Annotated in this window: 21 protein-coding genes and 1 tRNA gene; 14 read left to right on the forward strand and 8 right to left on the reverse strand. The window is 61.4% G+C overall.

Features of this window, described 5'->3' with window-relative positions; translation table 11 throughout:
- The first annotated feature begins 2 nt into the window (after positions 1 to 2).
- Positions 3 to 1,064, forward strand: a complete 1,062-nt coding sequence (gene prfA / locus GFJ39_RS00960; RefSeq protein ID WP_153429148.1) for a peptide chain release factor 1 — start codon at positions 3 to 5, stop codon at positions 1,062 to 1,064.
- A gap of 3 nt (positions 1,065 to 1,067) precedes the next feature.
- On the opposite strand, the gene GFJ39_RS00965 is transcribed toward prfA, so the two are convergent.
- Positions 1,068 to 1,538, reverse strand: a complete 471-nt coding sequence (locus GFJ39_RS00965) for a hypothetical protein (protein ID WP_153429149.1) — start codon at positions 1,536 to 1,538, stop codon at positions 1,068 to 1,070.
- A 30-nt stretch (positions 1,539 to 1,568) separates the two neighbouring features.
- Between GFJ39_RS00965 and prmC the strand changes: the two genes are divergently transcribed.
- The gene (gene prmC, locus GFJ39_RS00970; RefSeq protein ID WP_153429200.1) at positions 1,569 to 2,450 is read left to right on the forward strand and encodes a peptide chain release factor N(5)-glutamine methyltransferase; all 882 of its coding nucleotides are present in this window, start codon (positions 1,569 to 1,571) and stop codon (positions 2,448 to 2,450) included.
- A gap of 241 nt (positions 2,451 to 2,691) precedes the next feature.
- A complete protein-coding gene (locus tag GFJ39_RS00975) occupies positions 2,692 to 3,150 on the forward strand; it encodes a DUF4167 domain-containing protein (RefSeq protein WP_228391729.1) in 459 nt (152 codons plus the stop codon).
- 57 nt (positions 3,151 to 3,207) lie between these two features.
- On the opposite strand, the gene GFJ39_RS00980 is transcribed toward GFJ39_RS00975, so the two are convergent.
- Positions 3,208 to 4,077, reverse strand: coding sequence for a glycosyltransferase family 2 protein (locus tag GFJ39_RS00980; protein ID WP_153429151.1), 870 nt, complete (start codon positions 4,075 to 4,077; stop codon positions 3,208 to 3,210).
- A 75-nt stretch (positions 4,078 to 4,152) separates the two neighbouring features.
- Positions 4,153 to 4,227, reverse strand: a tRNA-Met gene (locus GFJ39_RS00985).
- A 214-nt stretch (positions 4,228 to 4,441) separates the two neighbouring features.
- On the opposite strand from GFJ39_RS00985, the gene GFJ39_RS00990 reads away from it, so the two are divergent.
- Positions 4,442 to 5,647, forward strand: coding sequence for a mechanosensitive ion channel family protein (locus tag GFJ39_RS00990; protein WP_325062764.1), 1,206 nt, complete (start codon positions 4,442 to 4,444; stop codon positions 5,645 to 5,647).
- 6 nt (positions 5,648 to 5,653) lie between these two features.
- Here the strand turns inward: GFJ39_RS00990 and GFJ39_RS00995 are convergent, their stop codons facing one another.
- Both GFJ39_RS00995 and GFJ39_RS01000 read right to left on the reverse strand, forming a co-directional pair.
- Complete coding sequence (locus tag GFJ39_RS00995) at positions 5,654 to 7,195, reverse strand: amino acid permease (protein ID WP_153429152.1); 1,542 nt, start codon at positions 7,193 to 7,195, stop codon at positions 5,654 to 5,656.
- 38 nt (positions 7,196 to 7,233) lie between these two features.
- Entirely contained in the window at positions 7,234 to 8,076 is an 843-nt protein-coding gene (locus GFJ39_RS01000; RefSeq protein ID WP_153429153.1) for an undecaprenyl-diphosphate phosphatase, read from the reverse strand.
- A gap of 173 nt (positions 8,077 to 8,249) precedes the next feature.
- Between GFJ39_RS01000 and GFJ39_RS01005 the strand changes: the two genes are divergently transcribed.
- Positions 8,250 to 8,714: an MlaD family protein gene (locus tag GFJ39_RS01005; RefSeq protein ID WP_153429154.1), complete on the forward strand. Its 465-nt coding sequence runs from the start codon at positions 8,250 to 8,252 to the stop codon at positions 8,712 to 8,714.
- 21 nt (positions 8,715 to 8,735) lie between these two features.
- Here GFJ39_RS01005 and GFJ39_RS01010 read toward each other — a convergent pair whose 3' ends face one another.
- The gene (locus GFJ39_RS01010) at positions 8,736 to 9,800 is read right to left on the reverse strand and encodes an ATP-grasp domain-containing protein (RefSeq protein ID WP_153429155.1); all 1,065 of its coding nucleotides are present in this window, start codon (positions 9,798 to 9,800) and stop codon (positions 8,736 to 8,738) included.
- Between the two features lie 5 nt (positions 9,801 to 9,805).
- Positions 9,806 to 10,372, reverse strand: a complete 567-nt coding sequence (locus GFJ39_RS01015; protein ID WP_325062771.1) for a DedA family protein — start codon at positions 10,370 to 10,372, stop codon at positions 9,806 to 9,808.
- A gap of 182 nt (positions 10,373 to 10,554) precedes the next feature.
- Here GFJ39_RS01015 and GFJ39_RS01020 point away from each other — a divergent pair, with 182 nt between their 5' ends.
- The 8 genes from GFJ39_RS01020 to GFJ39_RS01055 are packed head-to-tail and all read left to right on the forward strand — an operon-like array spanning position 10,555 to position 18,355.
- Positions 10,555 to 11,538 (forward strand): lytic murein transglycosylase, encoded by a 984-nt coding sequence (locus GFJ39_RS01020; protein WP_325062765.1) that lies wholly within the window; start codon positions 10,555 to 10,557, stop codon positions 11,536 to 11,538.
- On the forward strand, positions 11,525 to 12,373 hold the full coding sequence (locus tag GFJ39_RS01025) for a septal ring lytic transglycosylase RlpA family protein (RefSeq protein ID WP_228391725.1): 849 nt from the start codon (positions 11,525 to 11,527) through the stop codon (positions 12,371 to 12,373). Before GFJ39_RS01020 ends, GFJ39_RS01025 begins: the two co-directional genes overlap by 14 nt.
- Positions 12,370 to 13,644 (forward strand): D-alanyl-D-alanine carboxypeptidase family protein, encoded by a 1,275-nt coding sequence (locus tag GFJ39_RS01030; protein WP_153429157.1) that lies wholly within the window; start codon positions 12,370 to 12,372, stop codon positions 13,642 to 13,644. The genes GFJ39_RS01025 and GFJ39_RS01030 overlap by 4 nt, the downstream gene beginning before the upstream one ends.
- Positions 13,645 to 13,648: 4 nt before the next feature.
- On the forward strand, positions 13,649 to 14,293 hold the full coding sequence (gene tmk, locus GFJ39_RS01035) for a dTMP kinase (RefSeq protein ID WP_153429204.1): 645 nt from the start codon (positions 13,649 to 13,651) through the stop codon (positions 14,291 to 14,293).
- A complete protein-coding gene (locus GFJ39_RS01040) occupies positions 14,290 to 15,213 on the forward strand; it encodes a DNA polymerase III subunit delta' (RefSeq protein WP_325062766.1) in 924 nt (307 codons plus the stop codon). Before tmk ends, GFJ39_RS01040 begins: the two co-directional genes overlap by 4 nt.
- Positions 15,214 to 15,243: 30 nt before the next feature.
- The gene (metG, locus tag GFJ39_RS01045; RefSeq protein WP_153429158.1) at positions 15,244 to 16,779 is read left to right on the forward strand and encodes a methionine--tRNA ligase; all 1,536 of its coding nucleotides are present in this window, start codon (positions 15,244 to 15,246) and stop codon (positions 16,777 to 16,779) included.
- Positions 16,776 to 17,561, forward strand: coding sequence for a TatD family hydrolase (locus GFJ39_RS01050; RefSeq protein WP_153429159.1), 786 nt, complete (start codon positions 16,776 to 16,778; stop codon positions 17,559 to 17,561). The genes metG and GFJ39_RS01050 overlap by 4 nt, the downstream gene beginning before the upstream one ends.
- Entirely contained in the window at positions 17,558 to 18,355 is a 798-nt protein-coding gene (locus GFJ39_RS01055; RefSeq protein WP_325062767.1) for an MBL fold metallo-hydrolase, read from the forward strand. The genes GFJ39_RS01050 and GFJ39_RS01055 overlap by 4 nt, the downstream gene beginning before the upstream one ends.
- 526 nt (positions 18,356 to 18,881) lie before the next feature.
- On the opposite strand, the gene GFJ39_RS01060 is transcribed toward GFJ39_RS01055, so the two are convergent.
- Complete coding sequence (locus tag GFJ39_RS01060) at positions 18,882 to 20,507, reverse strand: porin (protein ID WP_153429207.1); 1,626 nt, start codon at positions 20,505 to 20,507, stop codon at positions 18,882 to 18,884.
- A gap of 586 nt (positions 20,508 to 21,093) precedes the next feature.
- On the opposite strand from GFJ39_RS01060, the gene GFJ39_RS01065 reads away from it, so the two are divergent.
- Positions 21,094 to 22,521 (forward strand): peptide MFS transporter, encoded by a 1,428-nt coding sequence (locus GFJ39_RS01065; RefSeq protein WP_153429160.1) that lies wholly within the window; start codon positions 21,094 to 21,096, stop codon positions 22,519 to 22,521.
- Position 22,522 lies beyond the last annotated feature (1 nt).

Here is a 22,522-nt window from a genome sequence, read left to right on the forward strand (position 1 = left end):
AGATGGCGTTTGACGACAGGCTTGAGCGGATTGTCGCGCGTTCGGAGGAAGTTCAGGCTCTGATGTCGTCCGGCGAGCTGACGGGTGAGGATTTCACCCGTCTGTCGCAGGAATATGCCGAACTGGAACCGGTGGTCGCGTCCATTCAGGCCTGGAAAAGCGCCGAAGAGCAGAAAGCCGGAGCGCAGGCCTTGCTTGATGATCCGGAAATGCGTGAGTTGGCCCAGATGGAGCTTGCGGAGATCGAGGCGACCCTGCCCGATCTTCGGCATGCCCTGCGTCTTGCGCTTCTGCCGAAGGATGCGGCGGATGAACGCAGTGCCATCCTTGAAATCCGACCGGCAGCGGGCGGTGATGAGGCGGGACTGTTTGCGGCGGAACTGTTTGATGCCTATCGCCGCTTTTCCGAACAGAATGGCTGGCGTTTCGAGGTCATGGAATATGCCGAGAACGAGGTGGCCGGCCTCAAGGAAGGCATGGCGACCATTTCCGGCCGGTCGGTTTTCGCGCGTCTGAAATACGAATCCGGTGTGCACCGGGTGCAGCGTGTTCCGGCGACGGAAAGTCAGGGACGGATTCATACGTCTACCGTGACCGTGGCCGTACTGCCTGAAGCCGAAGAAGTCGATGTGACAGTCAATGACGATGATCTGCGGATTGACGTCTATCGCGCTTCGGGGGCCGGTGGCCAGCACGTCAACAAGACCGAGAGTGCGGTTCGTATTACACACATGCCCAGCGGCATTGTCGTGGCGATGCAGGAAGAGAAAAGCCAGCACAAGAACAAGGCCAAAGCCATGAAGATCCTGCGTGCCCGGCTTTATGAGCGGGAGCGCGCGCAGCTTCATGCCACCCGGGCCGCGGACCGGAAATCACAGGTCGGGACGGGCGATCGCTCCGAGCGCATCCGCACGTACAATTTCCCGCAAGGCCGCGTGACGGATCATAGGATCAATCTGACACTCTATAAAATTGACCGGATCATGGGGGGGGAGTTCGATGAGATTATCGACGCCCTGACCCGCGAGGAGCAGACGGAACTGCTCGCCGCTGAAGGGTTCTGAGCGTCAGGTATTGGGCGTTGCGCAGACGGCGGCGCGGCCATGCCGGTGTGTCGCAACAGCGGAATCGTCGTAATCGACCAGAAAGAAGTCGGTGAAGTTGTTGCTCCCCACGGCATCGAGCGAATGGCCTTCGGGGTGGTGGAGCTGGCCTTCGCTGCTGACCTGATGGGTTTCCTGATGGCCGTTACGGACGATGGTGATTTCGCCACACAGGGCATAATCGACATCGAAGCGGCCAACCGGAAGCGGGATCGTCCGTGTCTCATGGGCTTTGGACAGACCCAGTCTGAAGGTCGCAACCAGATTGCCGTCCAGATAAAGGCGCGAGACTTCCGAAATTTCTTCGGGCGCGCGCTCGTCCGTCACGGTAAAGGACGGGGGCAGCTCCGTGGACAGTTCCGACTGCGCGTGAAGGGGATTGAGCGTGCAGCCAAGCAGCAGGGCGGAATAGAGGACGGCGCGTTTGGACTTCATGACACCAACTATAACAGGTTCGCTTGAATGATGATGGCCAAAGATGATCTTTTGCGCGAGGCCTCGCAGGCGCTGGAGCAGGCCGGGATCGAGGATGCGCGCCGTGAAGCCCGGCTTCTGCTGTGCTGGGCGACAGGGCGGGACCTGGGCGGTCTGCTCTCTCTGGACGGTGTGGAGCCTGCGCAGGAGCTACGATTCGCAGAGGCTCTGAAACGGCGGCTGGAGCGGGAGCCTCTGGCATTCATCACCGGAGAGACGGGTTTCTGGACGCTGGATCTGGAGACGGGGCGTGACACGCTGATCCCCCGGGCCGACAGTGAAGCCCTGATCGAAGCCCTGCTGGATGTCTGTCCGGACCGCAACGCGCCGCTCTCCATTCTCGATCTCGGAACCGGAACAGGCTGTCTGTTGCTGGCGGCCCTGTCCGAATATCCCCAGGCTACGGGTGTGGGCGTGGATCTGTCTCCGCAGGCGGCAGCGCTGGCACGACGCAATTCCATTCGTAGCGGACTGGAGAAACGCAGTGCCTTTCTGGCCGGTAGCTGGGTGGATGCGCTGAACGCCCGCTTTGACGTCGTTCTGTCCAATCCGCCGTATATCGAGAGCGGAGATCTGGCGGGGCTGATGCCGGAAGTCGTGCGGTATGAGCCCGCCCGGGCTCTGGATGGCGGGGCGGATGGGCTAGACGCCTATCGTATCCTGTGCAGGGCTTTGCCGGGTCTTCTGGTGTCTGGTGGTCTTGCGATCCTGGAGATGGGAATTGGCCAGATTGATGCGGTGTCTACGCTTGGGGCGGAAAATGGATTGCGGGAAGTCGGTCGCAGGGCCGACCTGGGTGGCGTGGACAGGGCCCTGGTCCTGCAATCGGACGGGGGAGGGCGGATTGTGACGAAAAACCTTTGGCTTGACTGACGGAACTTGGTATTGCTAATGCCAACGCATGCGAACTGAGAGTGTTTTATCAACGCTGTCAGGCGCATCTTTGCCCATCGCTCATGTCATCATGCATTGGTCATCATGAACTGACGATGGAAGACTGGCTGGGCCGGGTTCAGCCATAGCGGAACAGACAGACGTCTTTTTCGACAGCGGCGGTTGGATTTTCTGTGCTTGCAGAACGGTCCACGTCATCATGAAAGTGCATCACGGGTCGATGAATATGAAGCGCATAAGAGGCCGGCATCATCGTGCGGGTAGTGGGCCATCACGCAGCAGCAATGCCCAGACACCTCTGAACCGCAACCATGTGTTTGACAGTACCGGACCCGATCTGCGGGTCCGTGGTACGGCGCAGCAGCTGTTCGAGAAGTATCTCCAGCTTGGCCGCGACGCGACCGGAACTGGCGATCGCATTCTTGCAGAGGCCTATTTCCAGCACGCGGAGCATTATTTCCGTATTCTCAATGCCATGAACCAGGCTGCCGAGAAGAGCCAGCAGGAACGCACGGAGCGTCAGCAGCAGCGCCAGCGCGCTTATGAAGACCGGCGTGAGGCGCGTGGCGAACGCTCTGAAGAGGAGCAGCCGTCGCAGGAGCAGGAGGTCGAATATAACGCCGAGCGCTCCTCGGACGAGGAACAGGATCATCGCGCGACCGAGGTCGAAGCGGACTGAAGGCTCGTTTCGGACGGATAAAAAAGCTGCCCCCAAAGGGGCGGCTTTTTTTGTGTCTCAGACCCGTCCTGCGAACCGCTCGGGAAGGCTCCACAGTTCGGTGCCGCTCAGATGGAGATCGAGGCGGTAACGGTCGTGCAGACGTGTCTGCGTGCTATCCTCGACCTGCTGGCGCCACTGAGCCAGACGCGCGTCACGGTTATCGAGCGTACTGTCCGTCCGGGGCAGTCCCGCCATGCTGCGCAGCATATTCTCCCAATCCGTGTTTTCCAGACGCTGGTGACGTCCGACGTCTTCGGAGATCCAGGGCTGCCTGCGGGTGCGGTCCAGCCGCTCCAGTCCCGACGCCAGATCCGCGTAGCGGAGATGGAACAGGAAAAGTGGGGAGGCAAGACTGGGGACGGCTTCTTCGCAGCAGTGAAAGCCGGGAGCCCATGTAATGGGAATGCGGGTCAGGACCGGTTTGCACATCGCACTGGAAAAGCGGAGATGTCGGCGTTGAAAGGATAAGGGGCGGCTGTAGTCGAACGGCGCTTCCTCGTCCGGGATATGGATGACGTCAAAGCCGGTGGCGGTGACGACCGGGGAGCGGTTGAGAAGCGCGAATTCCGTCAGGGAAGGGACAAACGCCGGGTCCGCGAGCAGGATTTCGTCCACGTCCGTATAGATGACGCTGTCATACCATTCGAGCAGGCTGTCGCAGAATTTTCCGATGGCTCGGGCGCGGCGCTCATCGTCCTGCGGGGAGCGGGGGATCCGCACGACGTTCACCTGCCGCAGATGCTCTGTCGAGCCATCATCCGATCCGTGATCGACCACATAGCAGGCGGTTTCTCCGACCTGAGCACCATAATGACGGCACCAGAACTGAAGATGTTCCGGCTCATTATAGACCATCGTCACGACGGCGAGGGGTTTCTTGATCATGCGTTGCAGAATACAGGAAAGTGGTCCCGTACAGCAGGCATTGCCGCAATAAATTTTCTGTTTTTGGAAAAGGGATGGTAGCGGTGGACGGATTTGAACCGCCGACCAAGGGATTATGATTCCCCTGCTCTACCACTGAGCTACACCGCCATCCGGCCGGGGTTAACCGGCGTTGTCGCGGGGTTTTAAGGGGGATCTTTCAGGGTGTCAACACGTTAGTCCCAGGAAAATACGATGTAAAATAAGATGTTTTTACGGGTCGCGTTGGCCGTGCTGCCCGTGGCATTCGAGATATAATGGTTTTCAAATCAATTCGGCCTCTTCAGGCCCGCAATTCCTTTTGATGCAAGGAGCCCTTCATCTGGTGACGCAACATTTCGTCAGCACACTGTTTGCCATACGGTCCTATTTCACCTGGCTTCCCGCTTCCGTCGTTTCGGTACTGATGCTGGTGGTCGTAGGGGTGCTGGCGTTCTATTGTGGTAATCTGGTTACGACACAGCTTCTGCGGATACCCGGTTCGCGCAAGGCGGCGCTGATCCGACGGATCGTCTCGTCTCTGCGCAGGCCGACACGGCTGATGGTGGCCCTTCTGGCCATGCTGTCCGCACTGCCGGCCGCAACAGGATTCACGGCGGCGCAGGAAGACGATCTTCAGCTTTTCTTTCTGTTCCTGCTGATCCTGACTTTCGGTTTCTCGACCATCATGGTCTTCCGGATCATGACGGAGGTTTATCTCAACCGTCTCGCGGCGCGCGAGGAGACGGACGACATCATGATCCGTTCGCATCAGACGCAGATCCGCGTTCTGCGACGGCTGACGGAAATCCTGGTGGGGATTGTGACCGTGGCCTCGGCGCTGATGCTGTTTCCCTCCGTCAAGCAGTACGGGCTATCCCTGTTTGCGTCGGCAGGGGCGGCGTCCCTGATCGTCGGTCTGTCGGCGCGCGGGCTGCTGACGAATCTGATCGCGGGTGTGCAGATTGCGCTGACCCAGCCGATCCGGATGGAAGACCTGATCATCATCAATGGCGACTGGTGCTGGGTCGAGGAAATCAACGCGACCTATGTGGTGCTGCGGGTCTGGGACTGGCGGCGGCATATCGTGCCGATCTCGTATTTCCTGGAGAACCAGTTCGAGAACTGGACGCATAATTCCGCGGCCATCATCGGCGTCGTGTTCCTGTGGGTCGATTATCAGGCGCCGATGGACAAGATCCGCGAGATGCTGAACGAGATTGTGCGCGGCTGTCCGCTCTGGGACGGGCGCGTGTTTGACGTGCAGGTGGCGGATTGCGACGCGCATGTCATGTCCATCCGCATTATCGCCAGTGCCCGCACGGCGCTTCAGAGCTGGGATCTGCGGTGCGATATCCGCGAGAAAATCATTGCCCGCATTCGCGATGAATGCCCCGAGGCGCTGCCCCGTTCGCGTTTCTCCATGATGCCGCCAGCAGTCGGTGCGCAGGACCCGTGGGAACGGATGGCGCCTCCGATCAGCCGGCCGCCACCGGGAAGCTATATGGGCCCGGATATGGGGCCCGGCAGTTCGTCGATGTCGTCAGATTGAGGGGTGCTAGGCTGAGGGGGGCGCGGGGCGCATTTTTGAATGGCGCTGTCCATAGAAGGCGTAAGTTGCAATGCCCAGCGCCAGATAGGTTACCAGAAGGATCAGCGGCACAGGGTTGCCGCTGGTAACGGCATGGACCATGTCCGAAACCAGCGGAATGGTCATGACCAGGCAGAACAGGATGCCGAGCGCGGGTGTCGTGCCGATCCAGATCCCGCGGATGCGGATACCGCCCAGCGGGACGCTGAAGGGACGCACGATGTCAGGCCGCGTGTTGCGCTGCCAGATCACGGTGAAGCAGACAATCCCGAACGCCGCAGCCGTCCCGATGGAAACGAGATCGCTGATGATGTCGATTGGCAGGGTTGCGGTGATGAGTGCGACCACGAGGCCGAGAACGATGGTCCCGATCCAGGGCGTGCGGAATTTCGGATGGATGACGCTGAAGATCTGCGGGATCAGACCATCGCGGCTGATGGTCAGCAGGACGCGGGACTGCGCGTACATCAGGCCCATCAGGACCGAGCACAGGCCGATCGTGGCGCCGATATTGACCAGCAGGGAGAGCCAGGGCGTGTGCATGATCTTTACGGCAATGGCGAGCGGATCGGGCACATCCAGTTCACGATAGGGCACGATGCCGAGCAGGACGGTCGCGACGATCATGTAGACGATGGTGCAGATCAGCAGGCTGCCGATGATGCCGATCGGCACGTCGCGGGTGGGGTTGCGGGCCTCGGCCGAGGCGGTGGAAACGGCCTCGAAGCCGACATAGGCAAAGAAAATGACTGAAGCCGCGCGGAAAATGCCGCGCACCCCGTAGTGGAAACCGCCTTCACTGGCGGGAATGAAGGGGTGCCAGTTCGCCGGATTGACGGCCCCGATGCCCAGCGCGACGAACACGAACAGCACCCCGACCTTGAGCGCCACGATCATGGTGTTGATGCGGGCGGATTCCTCGACCCCCCGCACCAGCAGGACGGTCACCAGCAGCGTCGCGGTAAAGCCGATCAGATCGATCCGCCAGTCGGCGCTGATCTGTGCCCCGGCTGTGCCGGGCATGGGCTGGAGCGTTGCGTGGGTCAGTGCCGACGGCATGTGAAAGCCGGTGACGCCCAGCAGGGAGCTTGCATAACCCGACAGGCCAGCCGCGACGGCGGAGCATGAGATGCCGTATTCCAGAAGCAGGAGCCAGCCGACCATCCAGGCCACTTTCTCGCCCATCGAGATATAGGCGTAGGAATAGGCCGAGCCCGATACGGGAAGGGTCGAGGAAAGTTCGCCGTATGAAAAGGCCGTGAACAGGCAGGCAAGGGCCGCGATGACGAACGAAATCAGGACCGAGGGGCCGGCATATTCGGCAGCAGCCGTGCCCGTCATGACATAGATGCCAGCGCCGATCGTGGACCCGACCCCGAGGATGATCAACTGCGTCGCCGTCAGGCTGCGCTTGAGGCCGTTCGTGTCGTTCTCGAAAAGGACCTGTTCAAGGGTCTTTCGGCGGTCTGGCCCGGGGAGATCGGGAGGAGATTGTATCGAAGCTGGCATGATCCGCAATGTGCCGCGAAAAACGGCGGCTGGAAAGGTCAGAGAAGAATGACGGCACCGGCGAAAAGGCCGGCCAGAACGCAGTAGACACCAAACGGTGTCAGGGCCCAGCCATCATGGTTACGAAAGAAGCGCAGCATCAGCAGCGAGCAGATCAGCGCGGTCAGTCCCGCGATGACGGCACCGGCGACACATTGCACCATGACGTCGTGCGAAATCGTCATGTGTCGCATCTGCCAGGCTTCGCGCACTGTTGCGGCCAGAACGATGGGCTGGGCCATCAGGAGCGAAAACCGCGCGGCTGTTTCATGGTCCAGTCCGCGCAGAAGGCCACCATTCATGGTTGCTCCCGAACGCGACAAACCCGGCAGCAGGGCCAGGCACTGCCAGATGCCGATGATCACGGCATCCTGCGGAGCAAGGGTTGCAATGGGCTTGTGGTCGCGGTGGCCCTTCTGGCGCCGGAGCCATTCGGTGACCATCAGCAGGAAGCCATTGAGGATCAGGAACCCCGCAACGGCGAGGGGTGTGCCGAATACGGCGCGCAGACGATGTTCCAGCAGCCAGCCGACCAGCACGGCGGGAATGGTCGCGATCACGAGCAGCCCGAAGATCCGAATCGCCTCCATCTGCGCATAACGCCCGTAACGGCCGAACATGCCGCCCAGAATAGCCATCCAGTCCCGCCAGAACACACCGGCCAGTGCGACCAGCGTTCCGACATGCAGCATGGTCAGGAATGGCAGGAACATCGGGGCGTGTTCGTCCAGATCCCAATGCAGGAGCGCGGGGAGCAGAACGGCATGACCGAGGCTGCTGACCGGGAAGGGTTCGGTAATTCCCTGGATGATGGCGAGAATGAGGGCCTGGAGAAGTGTCATGGAGCCTGTTTCGGGTCTAAGCCTTCATCACAAAGGCGGAAAAGCAGATCACTTGCCTGATGGTGCCAGCGGACGCAACCTTCGACGCAGCCCCGGTCTCCATCTTGACCGGGCGGTCATGGCGGGACTAACTCCCGTTCTGTTCAAGATTTTCCGGCAAGAGCGAGGCTGGCATGCAGTCAACATTGAGCGGTCGTGGGGGCGCCATCCTGGCCAGTGGTCTTGTCCTGGTGATTGCCGGGACATTCCTTGTCTACGGCAATGCCTTGCGCAGAGGGCCCGATTTTCAGGGCGAGATCCTGCACGCGGCCTTCAATTCCGCGAATGGTCTTCATGCGGGCGCGAATGTCGATCTCGCGGGTGTGCCAGTGGGACGTGTCGTGTCCATCACGCTCGATCCGCGCACGCAGATGGCCGATGTCGCCTTTACGGTGGACCAGCGCCTGCACCTTCCCGTTGATACGGCCGTGGGCATCGGCGCGCCGACCATGACCGCGGATAACGCCTTGCAGATTCAGCCGGGTCATTCCCGCACGACACTGTCCGGTGGGGGCAGGATCACCGATACGCGGGATCAGCTTTCGCTCGAACAGCAGGTCAGCAATTACATTTTCGGTGGCGGCAAACTGGGCCAGTAGGGCCTGCTTGCCGCGCCGGCTTCAGTCGTTCAGCGGATAGGACGCCAGCAGCCGGCGCTGCTTGCGCCAGGAATGCAGCATCGAAAACGCGCCCGACGTCTTCCAGCCGCGCGCCCTGTTGGCGGCCCCGATCAGAAAAGTCTGACGGTAATGGGAGAACTGGGCGCGATAGGCTTCCCACAGCGTCGTGCGGCGATCCCAGATATGGGTCGCTTCGGAACCAACGCCATTGATCTCGATGATCCGGAAGTTCTCGCCCCGGCGCAGATCCTCGATGGAAGCGGCTTTCACGTCCACGCGCCCGAAATGGAAATCCGGGATGTCCTTCATGATGGCGTCGAGGCGTGTGGTCAGCGCGTCCGTGGTGTCGGCGCGGCCGTCGCGGAAAACGGAACCCTTGCAGTGGTTTCCCGCGAAGACCAGCGGCATTTCCTCACCCTTGGCGAGGACGTTCTTCTCCCGTCCGGCCAGACGCGGCAGATAGATCTGCGGGACGAGACCCATGCGGGGATCGCGCAGGATCAGTTCCTCGATCGTGGACACGCCATCACCCGTCAGGACCGGCGCCTCCTTGTAGGTGATCGAGGTGATGCGGCCATGCGGCTCGTCGGGATGGCGGATGTAGAACAGTCCAGCCTCGACGGGGTAGGTGATGAGGTCCTGTGCCAGCATGTCCACGTCATCAGGGAACTGCGGCAGGACGGTTTCGAGCTGTTCGCGGTTATGGACGAGCTTCACACCTGTGCCATTGCAGCCGATATCGGGCTTGATGACGACGGGAAAGGACAGGCCCTTGCGCTCCATGGCGTCCAGCGCCCGGCGAACGGAACCCCTGCCGCTGCGGAAGACCACGTAAGGTGCGATATAGGACTGTGCCGTGGAACCGCCCATGTCGAGGATGGATGATTTGCTCTCGCCGCACAGGCCGCCGGTTTCAATACGCGGATTGGCGGCGGTCGAGATGCTGAGATCGCGGTATTTGATCCCCATGGCGATCCAGTACAGGACGATGGGGGTGTAGAAGATGGATCCAGGCCAGAATTCGAAAAGGGAGAGGGGGTTCTGGTCGGCTTCTGACTTGGACATTGCTGTTACTGGCTCACGGTCTGGAGACGGGCGATCAGGCGCCCGACGACAACGATACACAGGACGAACCCCGCCAGCCCGGCCCAGCGCCAGCCCCCCTGATGGGCGAGCAGCCAGCCCCCGATTTTCATGGCAAGCAGGAAAAGACACGTCGTCCAGACCAGCGTAGCCAGAACCGCGGTCATGGCAAAGGGAAGGAACGGCGCGCGGAAGAAACCGCATGCGGTATAGAGGGGCAGTCTGGCACCGGGCACGAAGCGGGAGATAGCCACGATGCGGACGACGTTCGTGCTGAACCAGTCCTGTGTCCGTTCGCGTTTGGGAAGGGTCAGGAAGCGCCTGAGATAGGGCCAGCGGGCACCGGCGGCGCCAAGCCCGTACAGACCCATATCCCCGACTGCCACCCCGAAATAGAGGGCCCCGAGCGCCAGCGGAATGCTGACTTCTCCGGCGCGGGCGGCGACGGCGGACAGCACCGTTGCCACGTCTTCGAGAATGAAGGTGCTGACGATGATGGTGGCTGCCTTCAGCCAGGCTGGCTGCGAGGCCATGGCGGGGCCGATGGCGATCACGAGTGGGGAGGTTCCATGAACATTGAGGCGTCGGTTTCGCACGCCAGCGCGTCAACGACAATCTTGCCGTGCCATATTTCGGCGCGAATGAGCTGCGACACTCCCGCCGAGACTGGCGGTCCGTGCTGCGGATTGCTAGCGTATGTCCTATCATTTCTCCCCGTAAGGGACTGGTCCTGACCGTGCTTCAAAGACGCCATCTGCTCGCCGCCCTGACTTCCGTTGCCGGTTCGGCGGCAGTCGGGCTTTCGTCAGCCCGCGCTGAGGATTACGCCGCCTTTCTCGGGAGTATCCGTAATCAGGCACTCGCGCAGGGTCTTTCGCCGTCGATCGTCTCCCAGGCGCTCAGCCTGACGACGCGGCCCAATGCCTCCGTGCTCAAACTCGACCGTCACCAGCCGGAATTCACCCTGACCTGGGCGCAGTACCGGGATCGGGTCCTGCCGGAGTCGCGGTTTGCAAAAGGACGGAGCGTCTATGCCGCGCAGCAGGCGGTGATGTCTCCCGTCAGCGCGCGCTTTGGGTGCGACGACCGTGCCGTCATGGGAATCTGGGGGCTCGAGTCGGGATTTGGCGCACATGACGGGACGTACTCCGTTATCGACGCTCTCGCGACGCTGGCCTTTGACGGGCGACGTTCTGCCTTCTTTCGCAACGAACTCATGAAGGCTCTTCAGATCCTCAATGACGGCGATATCGCACCGGCCGCCATGATCGGCAGCTATGCGGGCGCCATGGGGCAGGCGCAGTTCATGCCCAGCGCCTATCTGCGCTACGCGGCGGATGGAGACGGGGATGGCAAACGCAATATCTGGACGTCCGAAGCGGATGTGTTCGCCTCCATCGCCAATTATCTCGGTAAATGCGGCTGGCAGGTCAACGAGCCCTGGGGACAGGAGATCACGCTGACCAGAGTGCTCGACAAGGCCGAGATCGGTCGGACCCGGCAGCGGACGCTCGGCGAGTGGATGGCGCTGGGCGCAAGACGTGCGGACGGCACGGCGTTCTCCCGCACGGACGTTAAAGGCGCTGTCGTGCAGCCGGATGGTCCGGGGACGCAGGCTTTCATGGTCTATCACAACTTCAACGTGATCCGCCGCTATAACCCTTCGGACTATTATGCGCTCGGCGTCGGACTTCTGGGGACGGGCATTGTCTCTGCGTAATTACGGGGTCGCTCTGGCCCTTCTGCCGCTTCTTGCGGCCTGTCACCGTGAGGAACCCACGCCTGCCGCGCACCCGCATTACGAACTGGGAAGCGCATGGCGCGGAACGCACGGGTGGTTCTATCCCGCCGAACAGTTCGACTATCACGTGACAGGTCTGGCAACGCGGCAGCACGCACCGGTTGGCGGACTGATGGCGGATGGCGAGGTCTGGTCCGCGAACGGCATGACCGGCGCGCATCAGACGCTCCAGCTTCCGGCGATCGTCAGTGTCCGCAATCTGCTGAACGGGCGGATCGTGCGTATCCGGCTGACCGATCGTGGACCTGCCGATCCGGGGCGGATTATCGCGCTTTCTCCCAAGGCAGCCGATCTGCTGGGCATGACCGCGGATACGCCCGTTGAGGTCACGGAAGACGAAGCGGCCAGCCGCTCTCTGGCGGAAGGGCTGGGCAGGCCGCTGGCCCAGAACATCTCCGCGGCTCCCGTCGGGGAGGTCCGCGAGACATCCCTGAGTGACGGGTCTTCGCGGGTTTATGGCAACGACTCGTCCGCGGCGGCGTCCTCCGTTGCCGTGGGGCCGCTGCCCGCGACATGGATGCAGGGCAGTCCGGGGCCATTGGGTCTGTATGTCCTGATGGGAATATTTTCCGGCCATGCGACGGCGGCGAGTGTCGCCATGCGTTGTGGCGGTACGGTTCAGCACGCCTCCGAAGGCGCGGGACTGGAATGGCGTGCCCTTGGTGGTCCTTATGCCGATACCGCACAGGCGGACGCGGCACTGGACCGCACCCGCCTGTGCGGGGTAGAGGGCGCGCGGATCATTGTGGAATGACGGCCCATTGTCTGAAGGCCGTGGAACTGGGGACGAACGTGCGGACTAGACGCTCTCTTTTCGGTGGGGTGGCAGGCATTGCGGCCTGTGCTTCTTTTGCGGGGCCCCTGAAGGCGTTTGCGCGCCCGCACCGTCATGCAGGCCATGCTGCGAAAGCCGCTGCGGCTCCTGCGGCGGACGCTCCTGTCGGCACGCCGGCGAATACGCCGATCGGCCCGTTCGATACGGTGGCGCGCTGGGCCTATGTCGTGGATTACGACACGGGCGCAGTCCTGCTCGACAAGGCGTCGGACGAGCGCATGGCTCCGTCTTCGCTGACGAAGATGATGACGGCCTATATCGTGTTCGGCATGCTGGCCACGGGGCGTATCCGTCTGGAGCAGAGCCTGCCGGTCAGCGAGAAAGCCTGGCGCACGCAGGGCTCCAAGATGTTCGTGCCGCTGGGCCAGAGCGTTCTGGTGTCCGATCTGATCCAGGGCATGCTGATCCAGTCCGGCAACGATGCCTGCATCGTTCTGGCGGAAGGTATCGCCGGTTCGGAAGAGCGCTTCGTTGCGATGATGAACGAGGAAGCGCCGAAGCTCGGCATGATGAACTCGCATTTCGTCAACGTCACGGGTCTGCCGGCAGACGGCCACTACATGACGGCGCGTGATGTCGCGACAATCGCGTCGCATCTGATCCGCGATTTCCCGCAGTATTATCATTATTTCGGTGAGCTTGAGTTCACCTATAACCACATCCGTCAGGGCAACCGGAACGTGCTGGTGGACAAGGGCCTCGCTGACGGTCTGAAGACCGGTCATACGGATGCGGGTGGTTTCGGACTCTGTGCAAGCTCTCAGCGCAACGGCAACCGCGTCATCGTCGTCATCAACGGCACGGCGTCGAGCAATGAACGTGCCCATGAGGGCGAGCGCCTGATGTCCTGGGCGTTTGCGAATTTCGAGAACGCCACGCTGTTCCGTCGCGGACAGGTTGTGGATTCCGCGCCGGTCTGGATGGGCGAACACCGTCAGGTCCCGCTGGTCGCAGGGGCCGATATCGTCATGACGCTCCCGGTGGGCTGGCAGCAGCGCTCCCATATCGGGGTGGACTATGCCTCTCCGGTGATCGCGCCGGTGACGAAGGGCCAGGTCTGCGGTGCGCTGGTGATTTCCGCGCCGAACATGGCTGACATCCGCGTACCGCTTGAGGCGGGCGAATCGGTTGCAAAGCTTGGACTGGTCGCCCGCGCCATGACGCGTCTGGGCCATGGTCCCGCGCAGTAAGGGCATGGCTGGAAAAGGACTGTTCATTACGCTGGAAGGCGGCGAGGGGGCCGGGAAATCCACCCAGGCCCGCCTTCTGGCTGAGGCCCTGCGCGCGGAAGGGCACGACGTCCTTCTGACGCGGGAGCCCGGTGGTACGCCGGGCGCGGAGGAAATCCGCAACCTGCTGCTGTTCGGGAAGGTCGATCTGTCCTGGCGGGCGGAAATCCTGATGCACATGGCCGCCCGGTCGGACCATCTCGACAACGCCATTCTGCCTGCACTTTCGCGTGGCGAAATCGTGGTCTGTGACCGCTTCCATGACTCGACGCTGGCCTATCAGGGCTATGGCATCGGGCAGGGGGCGTCCGAAGTTCTGGCGTTCCTGAATGGTGCCCGCAAACTCGTGGATTTCGAGCCGGATCTGACGCTGATGCTGGAACTCCCCCGGACGCAGGCGCTCGCGCGTCTGAAAGCGCGGGGCGGCCAGACGGACCGTTACGAGGCTCAGGCGGAAGCATTCCACGAGCGCGTTCTGGCCGGGTTCGATGCGATTGCGTCGGCTGATCCGGCGCGCGTGAAACGGGTCGATGCTGGCCAGACGCCGGAGGCCGTTAGTGCGGCACTCCTGCAAGCCGTGCATAATATCCTGACGGTTCAGGGCGTGTGAGTGATCCACGGCACACTCTGAACCTGTATGGCCATGCCGAGGCGGAAGCGACGTTCCGGCAGGCTCTGGCCAGTGGCAGGCTGCATCATGCCTGGCTGATCTGCGGTCCGGCAGGAATCGGCAAGGCGACGCTGGCGTTCCGTCTGGCCCGGCTGCTGCTGAATGCGGAAAATCCGGACTCGTCGCAGGCACGGCGTATCGTGGCCGGAACGCATGGCGACCTGCTGGAAATCTCGCGGACCGTGGACGAGAAAAAAGGCCGTCTGCGCGGTGAAATTACCGCAGCAGATGTGCGCCCGGTCCAGACGTTTCTGCATCACACGGCGACCGAAGGCGGATGGCGCGTGGTGATCGTGGACGGGGCGGAATATCTGAACCGGTTCGCGGCCAACGCGCTGCTCAAGATCCTCGAAGAGCCGCCCCCGCGCTGTGCCCTGCTGCTGACCACTTCCTCTCCGGGCGCGCTCCTGCCCACGATCCGCAGCCGCTGCCGGATGCTCACATTGTCCGCGCTGTCGGATGCGGATATGCGGGTCGCACTGCCGGGCATCTCTGCGGATGTGCTGGCGCGGGCGCATGGATCGCCGGGCCGCGCACTCTTTCTGGCGCAGGACCGGGACGGCGCGATTGCCTCATTTGTGGCGGAAATCCTTGCCGGACAGGTGCGCGGGTCGGAAACCATGGCCCTGAGCGAGCGTATTGCGAAGGAGGCTGAAGGTTTCGCATTGCTCTGCGATTTGCTAGGCGAGGGACTGGCAGACCGTGCGCGCTCGGCAGCGCGGCGCGGGGATCTGGCAAAGGCCGATCTGGCGGCGCGGCAGTGTTCCGAACTGGACACGCTGAGGCGTCAGACCGAAGGCTTCAATCTGGACAAGGCCCAGGCCATCCGTCAGGCAGCGGAACTCGCTTCCGGCAACTGAGATGGTCCGGGCGTTATGAAACGAGTGGACATGACGCGGCGCTTCACCATCACGACCCCGATCTTCTATGTGAACGGCGCTCCGCATATCGGGCATGCCTACACCTCCATCGCGGCCGACGTTCTGGCCCGTTTCCATCGCCTGAACGGCGAAGAGGTGCTGTTCGTCAGCGGCACTGACGAGCATGGCCAGAAGGTCGAGCAGACGGCCGTCGCCAAGGGGATGGACCCGCAGGCCTATGCCGATGAGGTTTCAGCCTCCTTCCGCCAGATGCAGAAGGACATGGCGATCTCGACCGATGAGTTCATCCGCACGACCGAGGAGCGCCACAAGGGCGCGGCCAGGGCGCTGTGGGAAAAGGTCGCGGCGAACGGACATATCTATCTGGGCGCCTATGAAGGCTGGTATTCCACCCGCGATGAAGCCTTCATCGGCGAAGACGAACTCGTCAAAAAGCCGGATGGAACATTCGTGGCACCGTCTGGTGCACCGGTCGAGCGCGTCAAGGAACCGTCCTATTTCTTCCGCTTGTCCGATTTTCAGGACCGGCTTCTGAAGCTGTATGAAGACAATCCCGACTTCATCGGCCCCGTCGGCCCGCGTCGTGAGATCGAGAGCTTCGTGCGTCAGGGGCTGCGTGACCTGTCCGTCAGCCGCACGAGCTTCAAATGGGGTGTTCCGGTCCCGAACGATCCGGACCATGTCATGTATGTCTGGTTCGATGCGCTGGCGAACTACCTGACGGCTGTAGGCTATCCAGACCTCAACGATCCACGCGCGAAGTTCTGGCCGGCGGATGTGCATGTCGTTGGCAAGGAAATCGCGCGTTTCCACTGCGTGTACTGGCCCGCCTTCCTGATGGCGGCTGGCATTGATCTGCCGAAGAGCGTCTTCGCCCATGGCTGGTGGACGGTCGAGGGCGAGAAGATGAGCAAGTCTCTCGGTAACGTCCTTGATCCGAAGGCGCTGGCCGACGAATTCGGGCTGGATGCGCTGCGCTTCTTCCTGATGCGCGAAGTGCCGTTTGGCGGCGATTCCAATTTCAGCCGCCGCTCCATGATTACGCGCACGAATGTCGAGCTGGCGAACGATCTCGGCAATCTGTGCCAGCGCACATTGAGCCAGGTGGCCCGCAATCTGGGCGGCGTTCTGCCCGAGCGCGGCACGCTCACCGAAGACGATCAGGCCATGCTGGCGATGGTGACGCTGCTGCCGACGATCATGTCCGAGCAGATCGAGCGCAAGGCGATCACCGATGCGCTGGAAGAAGTCTGGAAGGTCATCCGCGCCGCCAATTCCTATATCGACCGTCAGGCGCCGTGGGCTCTGAAAAAGACCGATCCGGAGCGGATGGCGGATGTGCTGCGTGTCCTCGTGGACATGATCCGCGGTATCGCAACCATGCTTCAGCCCTACATGCCGAACACGATGGACCGGATGCTGACCCAACTCGGTGTGCAGGACGACGAGCGGACGTTCGCGGCTCTTGAAACGCTGCTTCCACCGGGTCGCACGCTTCCGAAACCCGAAGGTCTGTTCCCGCGCTTTGTCGAGGAAGAGGCATGACGGGACTGATCGACACGCATTGTCATCTGGACAAGCTCGATGATCTCGCGCCCGCTTTCGAACTGGCGCGGGAGTCCGGCCTGTCTGGCATGATTACGATTGGCACGCGCTTTTCACAGGCGGATACCCAGATCGCCCTGACGCAGCATGATACGCCGGATCTGCGCATCTGGTGTGCAATCGGCACTCATCCGGATTATGCGGGCGAGGAGCGTCTGCCGTCCGTCGAGGAACTCGTCGCCAGGACCGAAGCTCCAGCCGTCGTGGCAATTGGAGAGACGGGGCTGGATTATTTCCATAGCGGAGATGAAGCCAAACCAGCGCAGCACGCAGCTTTCCGTACCCATATCGCGGCCGCACGCCAGACGGGACTGCCCGTCGTCATCCACACCCGCAACGCCGATGACGACATGATCGCCATCCTGCGTGAGGAACACGCCAGGGGAGCGTTTCCGTTCCTGATCCACTGCTTTGCGTCAGGTCCGAAACTGGCGGAAGCGGCGCTGGAACTGGGGGGCTATATCAGCTTCTCCGGCCTTCTGACCTTCCCTAAATGCGAGGAAATCCGCGAAGTGGCGCGGATGGTGCCGGAAGACCGTATTCTGGTCGAGACGGATAGTCCGTTCCTGGCACCTGTCCCGAAACGCGGAAAACCCAACACGCCGGGTTACGTCGCGCACACGGCGGCTCGGCTGGCTGAAGAGCGGGGAGTGTCGCTGGATGAAATCACGCGGATCACATCTGAAAACGCTCGCCGTCTGTTCCCGAGGATCGCTGCGTGAAAGTGACGATCCTTGGATGTGGTGGCTCTGCCGGCGTTCCCATGATCGGGGGCGAGGAGGGTCCACGGACGGGGATCTGGGGCGCCTGCGATCCAGCGGAGCCACGTAACCGGCGCTCGCGTTCCTCAGTCGTGATCGAAGGTGAGGGCGGTTTCCGGCTTCTGGTGGATTCCGGGCCGGATTTTCGCAATCAGATGCTGAGCTGTGGCCTGAGCCATGTGCATGCGGTTCTCTACACGCATCCGCATAGCGACCATATCGGTGGTCTGGACGAATTGCGGGCCATCAACCGCGTGATCGAAACGCCTCTGCCGCTGCTGGCCACGCCGGATGTTCTGGAAGAACTGCGCCTGCGTTACGCCTATGCGTTCGCGCCGTGGAAAGGACCAGAGTTCTATCGGCCGGTTTTTGACGAGCATGTCGTGCAGCCCGGAGAAACAGTCACGTTCCCCGGTCTGACCGCTCGGATTTTCGAGCAGCGTCACGGTCGGATTACCTCTCTGGGCGTGCGATGCGGAAACTTCGCCTACAGCACGGATGTCGAGACGCTTTCAGAGCAGTCCCTGATGCTGCTTGAAGGCGTGCGGACCTGGATCGTGGACTGCTTCCAGTACGAGCCTCATCCGGCTCATGCCTGGCTCGAACGCGTGCTGGAGTGGCGCGAGCGCCTCGGTGTGGGGCACGTCATCCTGACCCATATGGGGCCAGAAATGGATTATCAGACATTGCGCCAGACATTGCCCGCGGGCGTCGAACCCGCCTATGACGGAATGGTTCTCGAACTGGAGGCTTAGTGTGGCGGACTGTTCTGTACCGGAGTGTCCGGTGAGAGAGCAGTCCGCCCTGTCGGCTGTCCGACCAGCACGGCGGGTGGAACGGACGGATTGAGCGGATACCGCGTTCCGTCAAACCGCATGCGACTGACGAGAAGGGCAGGGCCCCACGTCCGGCACCTGTCCGGAATAGGAAATTTCGAGATCGTGCCAGCCATGGGCTAGATGGGGCAGGACGCGAACAGGCAGATGAACCAGCGTCATACGTGACAGAAGCCGCTATTTGCCTCCTTGGCTGGTAAGAATGAAGAGCATGCATCCACCGGTTACGCCGCACCATTCGTCACTCCGCGCATAAACCAGGTACTGCCGTGTCTTTCCTGTCGCGTCCAGTGCGACGTCCGCTCCCTGAAAGCAGTGTAGGCCGAGCTTTCCTCTTATGAAGTCCATCATTGCGGTGGACGGCGCTGCGCCGCCCTGTCCATGAAACATGAACAGGGCGTACAGGAGGAGGGCGAGCGACCGTCGCATGGCAGTCCGCTTCGGGTCAGAACGTCATCATCGCACCAGCCGACATGGTGTGATCGCTTTCGTGGGCGCTGCTGTGGGAATCCGATTCCGTATGGGCATACTCGCCGACGATCGTGAACCAGTCCGTCAGGTTGTAATAGATCGCTCCGACTTCCGACTGGTTGCGCCGGACCATGTCCGGATTGTCCTCACCAGGCGCCTGATAGAGGTTGCTGACGCCGTAGCTTCCAACAAGCTTGAGCTTGGGCAGGATCTTGTAGGCTGCCTGGACGTAGTAGCCTTCGGAATCACGCTTGCGTCCATTGGCAGATACGCCATCGAAGAAGATGCCGGTCGTACCAAGGCCACTGCCATAGTAGTAATAGGCCACGCCTTCGAACGGGCCGCGCGTGACTTTCACGCCAACGTCGCCGGCCTCGACCGTCGTGCCTTTCCGGCTGCTGCTGCCCAGTGTTGAGCTGGTCAGGTTCTGCTGATGCTGGACGAGGAAGCTGCTCCAAAAGCGGGTCGTGAAGCCGAGAATATTGCCATCATAGGTGACTTTGCCCTGAAGCATGGGCGAACTGTGCTGGGTCGTGGTCGCGGACAGGCCGCCACCGGCAAAATTGTATTCATCCAGCGGCGTCATGACACCGACGGACGCCTGAAAACCCTTCCATTTCGGCGAGATATAGGTGATTTGCGGCAACCAGTCGGTATAGACATAGCCCACGCCGATACGACCGAGTGACGTGTTGGCGGGATTGGCGTTGCTGCCGGTACTGCCGACGCTGAGGAGTGTGGCATCGTTCAGGATGGCGTCAGACGCAAACAGCGCAATGTCGCGACCCAGCTTGACCGTACCGAACTTGTCCGTGCCAGCGGTCATGTAAACCTGACGGAAATCGAGGCCGGCCGTTCCGAGGCCCACCGGACTGCCGCCCGAATTGGCGTTGAAGGTACTGGGATTGTTGTTGTTGATGCCGGGATACATGCCGAAGACGGCGCCGAGCTTGATCCCGTCCTGAACCGTATTCAGCTTGAGGATCAGGCCGCCCGGCAGCAGGCCGTTACGAACGGATGAGGAATCAAAGCCGCTGCTGCCGGTCGAGACGCCACCAGCAACAGCGCGACCACCGGCTGGGCTGTTATAGGTGTAGTAGGCGTTGACGAAGCCCGAGATGTTGATGTCGATCTGGCCAGCCTGGATCGTAACGCCTTTGCCCGCGACATAGGGCTTCACGCGCACGATGCTGTCCGGATTGTAGGTGCGTCGCGCTTCCAGAAGCGAATTGCGGGCATCCTGGGCACTGGCCGACGCCTCCATGGCGGCACGGCGCGCTGCGGAAACGGCAGCAACGGTCGTGACATCGGGGGGGGCCTCGAGGCTGCTGCCTTCATTCTGGGGCCCATAGCGCATGTAGCGGTTGCGGTGACGGGACCGAGCAGCAGGGGCGCTGTCATCGTCGCGCTGTAGGGAAGGATGCGAGTGATGCTGATGATGGGCCAGCAGAACATTGTATTCCGTGCTGGTCAGGCTGCCCTTGGCCCGGAGAATGTCGAGCAGTTCCGTATAATCATCTGCCCGTGCCACATTCGGAAGGATGGAGAGTGCAGCAATGCAGAATGTGCTTCCCAGGAGACTCAGGCGGCACAGGGACATAGATGGCATAAACAGCCGCTCCCGCGGATACACCGGTGCGCGCAATGCGGGCGCTCACCGATAGAATGGACTACAATGCTTTTCCTAGCGCGAATGGAGACATCCTTCGCAACAATAGGATGTGTTCTCACGAAAACGTCAGAAATTCAAGATTTTCAGATATATTGGTTGGCATAATATATCTTATACGACATTTGTGTGAGCGCGAACCCGGCCCCTGACCTGCGTCCGGATTTCTCTCCGTCAGATTGCTCTGGAAGCAATAATATCGGCAGTTTTCAGCCATTTTCTGCTTATGGCAAAATGCCATCACCGTTTTGCCCCGGATTTTCCGGCTTCCAGCAGCTGCTTTCTGATGGATGCAAGGCTTTCCCGTAACGGCAAACCTGGCGTCTGTGGCAAAATGCCAACTTCAGGAATTAGGCCATTTTGCCATAGATCGGATGCTGGCTCACCTTGCTGTGGTACTATGGCAAAACGCCACAAATACACTCTATGGCATTTTGCCACTACCTTCTCTCCCCCTTTACCTCACCGGCTTTCTCCCTTTACGCAGGTTATCCCGCCCCTGCGCGAATGAGGCCGCATGACCGAGATCCTTCCTGCTTCCCCTGTTGTCGAACCGTTTTCCGCCGGAAAACAGCGGGAACTCTGGGGGCATCCCATCGGACTGTGGGTGCTGACGCTGACCGAAGGCTGGGTCGGGTTCTCGCTCTACGGGATGCAGGCCATTCTGGCCCTGTATCTGACGGACCATCTGCTGCAGCCGGCTCATTCAGGAACCGTTGTGGGTCTCGGGCCGCTTGAGGCGTTTGTTTCGGCCCTTTATGCGCCTGTGGGACCACGCGCCATGGGCGCAGCCATTACAGGTCTGTTTCTGGCGCTGATTTATGCCACCCCTCTCCTCGGCGGTTTTCTGGCGGACCGCGTCCTCGGCCAGACACGGACCATCCTCTTGGGCGCCATCCTGATGACAGCGGGCCATTTCCTGATGTCATTTGACTGGAGCTTTGTACTGGCTCTCGGTTTTCTGCTGGCCGGGCTTGGCATGGCGGGCGGTCTGCGCGCGCAGGTCGGCGCATTGTATGAACTGGGTGACCGGCGGCGTTCGGATGCCTATCAGATCTACATGATGGGGCTTCAGATCGCCGTCATCGTGTCCCCGCTCCTGTGCGCGAGCCTGGCGCAGATCGAATGGCACTGGGGCTTTCTGGCAGCGGGCCTGGGCATGCTGATCGGGCTTGTGGTCTATCTCGTGGGGCGGCGCTGGCTCCCCGCTCCTGCTGTTGCGGTGCGTCGGTCTGAGGCCCCGGCCGCAACCACAAAGCACGCACGTCCTGCCCTGACGTCGCAGGAAAAGAAGACGACCCTGCTGCTTCTGGCGCTTGTGCCTGTTCTGGCGGTGGGCGCTGTCCCAAACTCGGAAATCTTCGACGGCTATCTGCTCTGGGGGCGCGAGCATTTCCAGCTTCGCCTTCTGGGGTACGAAATGCCGGTGAGCGATCTTATTTCCCTGGACGGATTTATCAGCACCCTGTGCGCCGTGCTGGTACTTTGGTTCTGGAAGGCCTATGCGCGTCGCAGGCCCGATCCGTCGGAGATTTCCAAGGTCGCGCTGGGGACGTTCATTGCAGCTTTCGGGCCGCTGATGCTGGCTTTGGGATCATGGATCAGTCCGGGTCCCCATGAGGTCAGCCTGTTCTGGGGACTGGCCTTTCATATCATCAATGACATCGGGTTTTCGATGAATTACGCGATCGGAATGGCGCTTTTTTCGCGTGCCGCTCCCGTGAGCCTGAACACCATTCTGGTCGCCTGCTTCTCGCTCAATCTGTTTTTGTCCAACCTGCTGATCGGAAAGCTGGCAACGTTGCTGGGACGGATTTCCGACGTCTCGTTCTGGCTGATACATTCAGGAGCTGCGTTTGTGGCAGCGGCGATCCTGGGCTTCTGTGCCGTGCGTTTCCGGGACCTGCTGGCCCCCGGGAAGCAGACCCTACCGCCCGTGTCTTAAG

This window comes from Gluconobacter aidae (genome assembly GCF_009547075.1).
Classification (GTDB): domain Bacteria; phylum Pseudomonadota; class Alphaproteobacteria; order Acetobacterales; family Acetobacteraceae; genus Gluconobacter; species Gluconobacter aidae.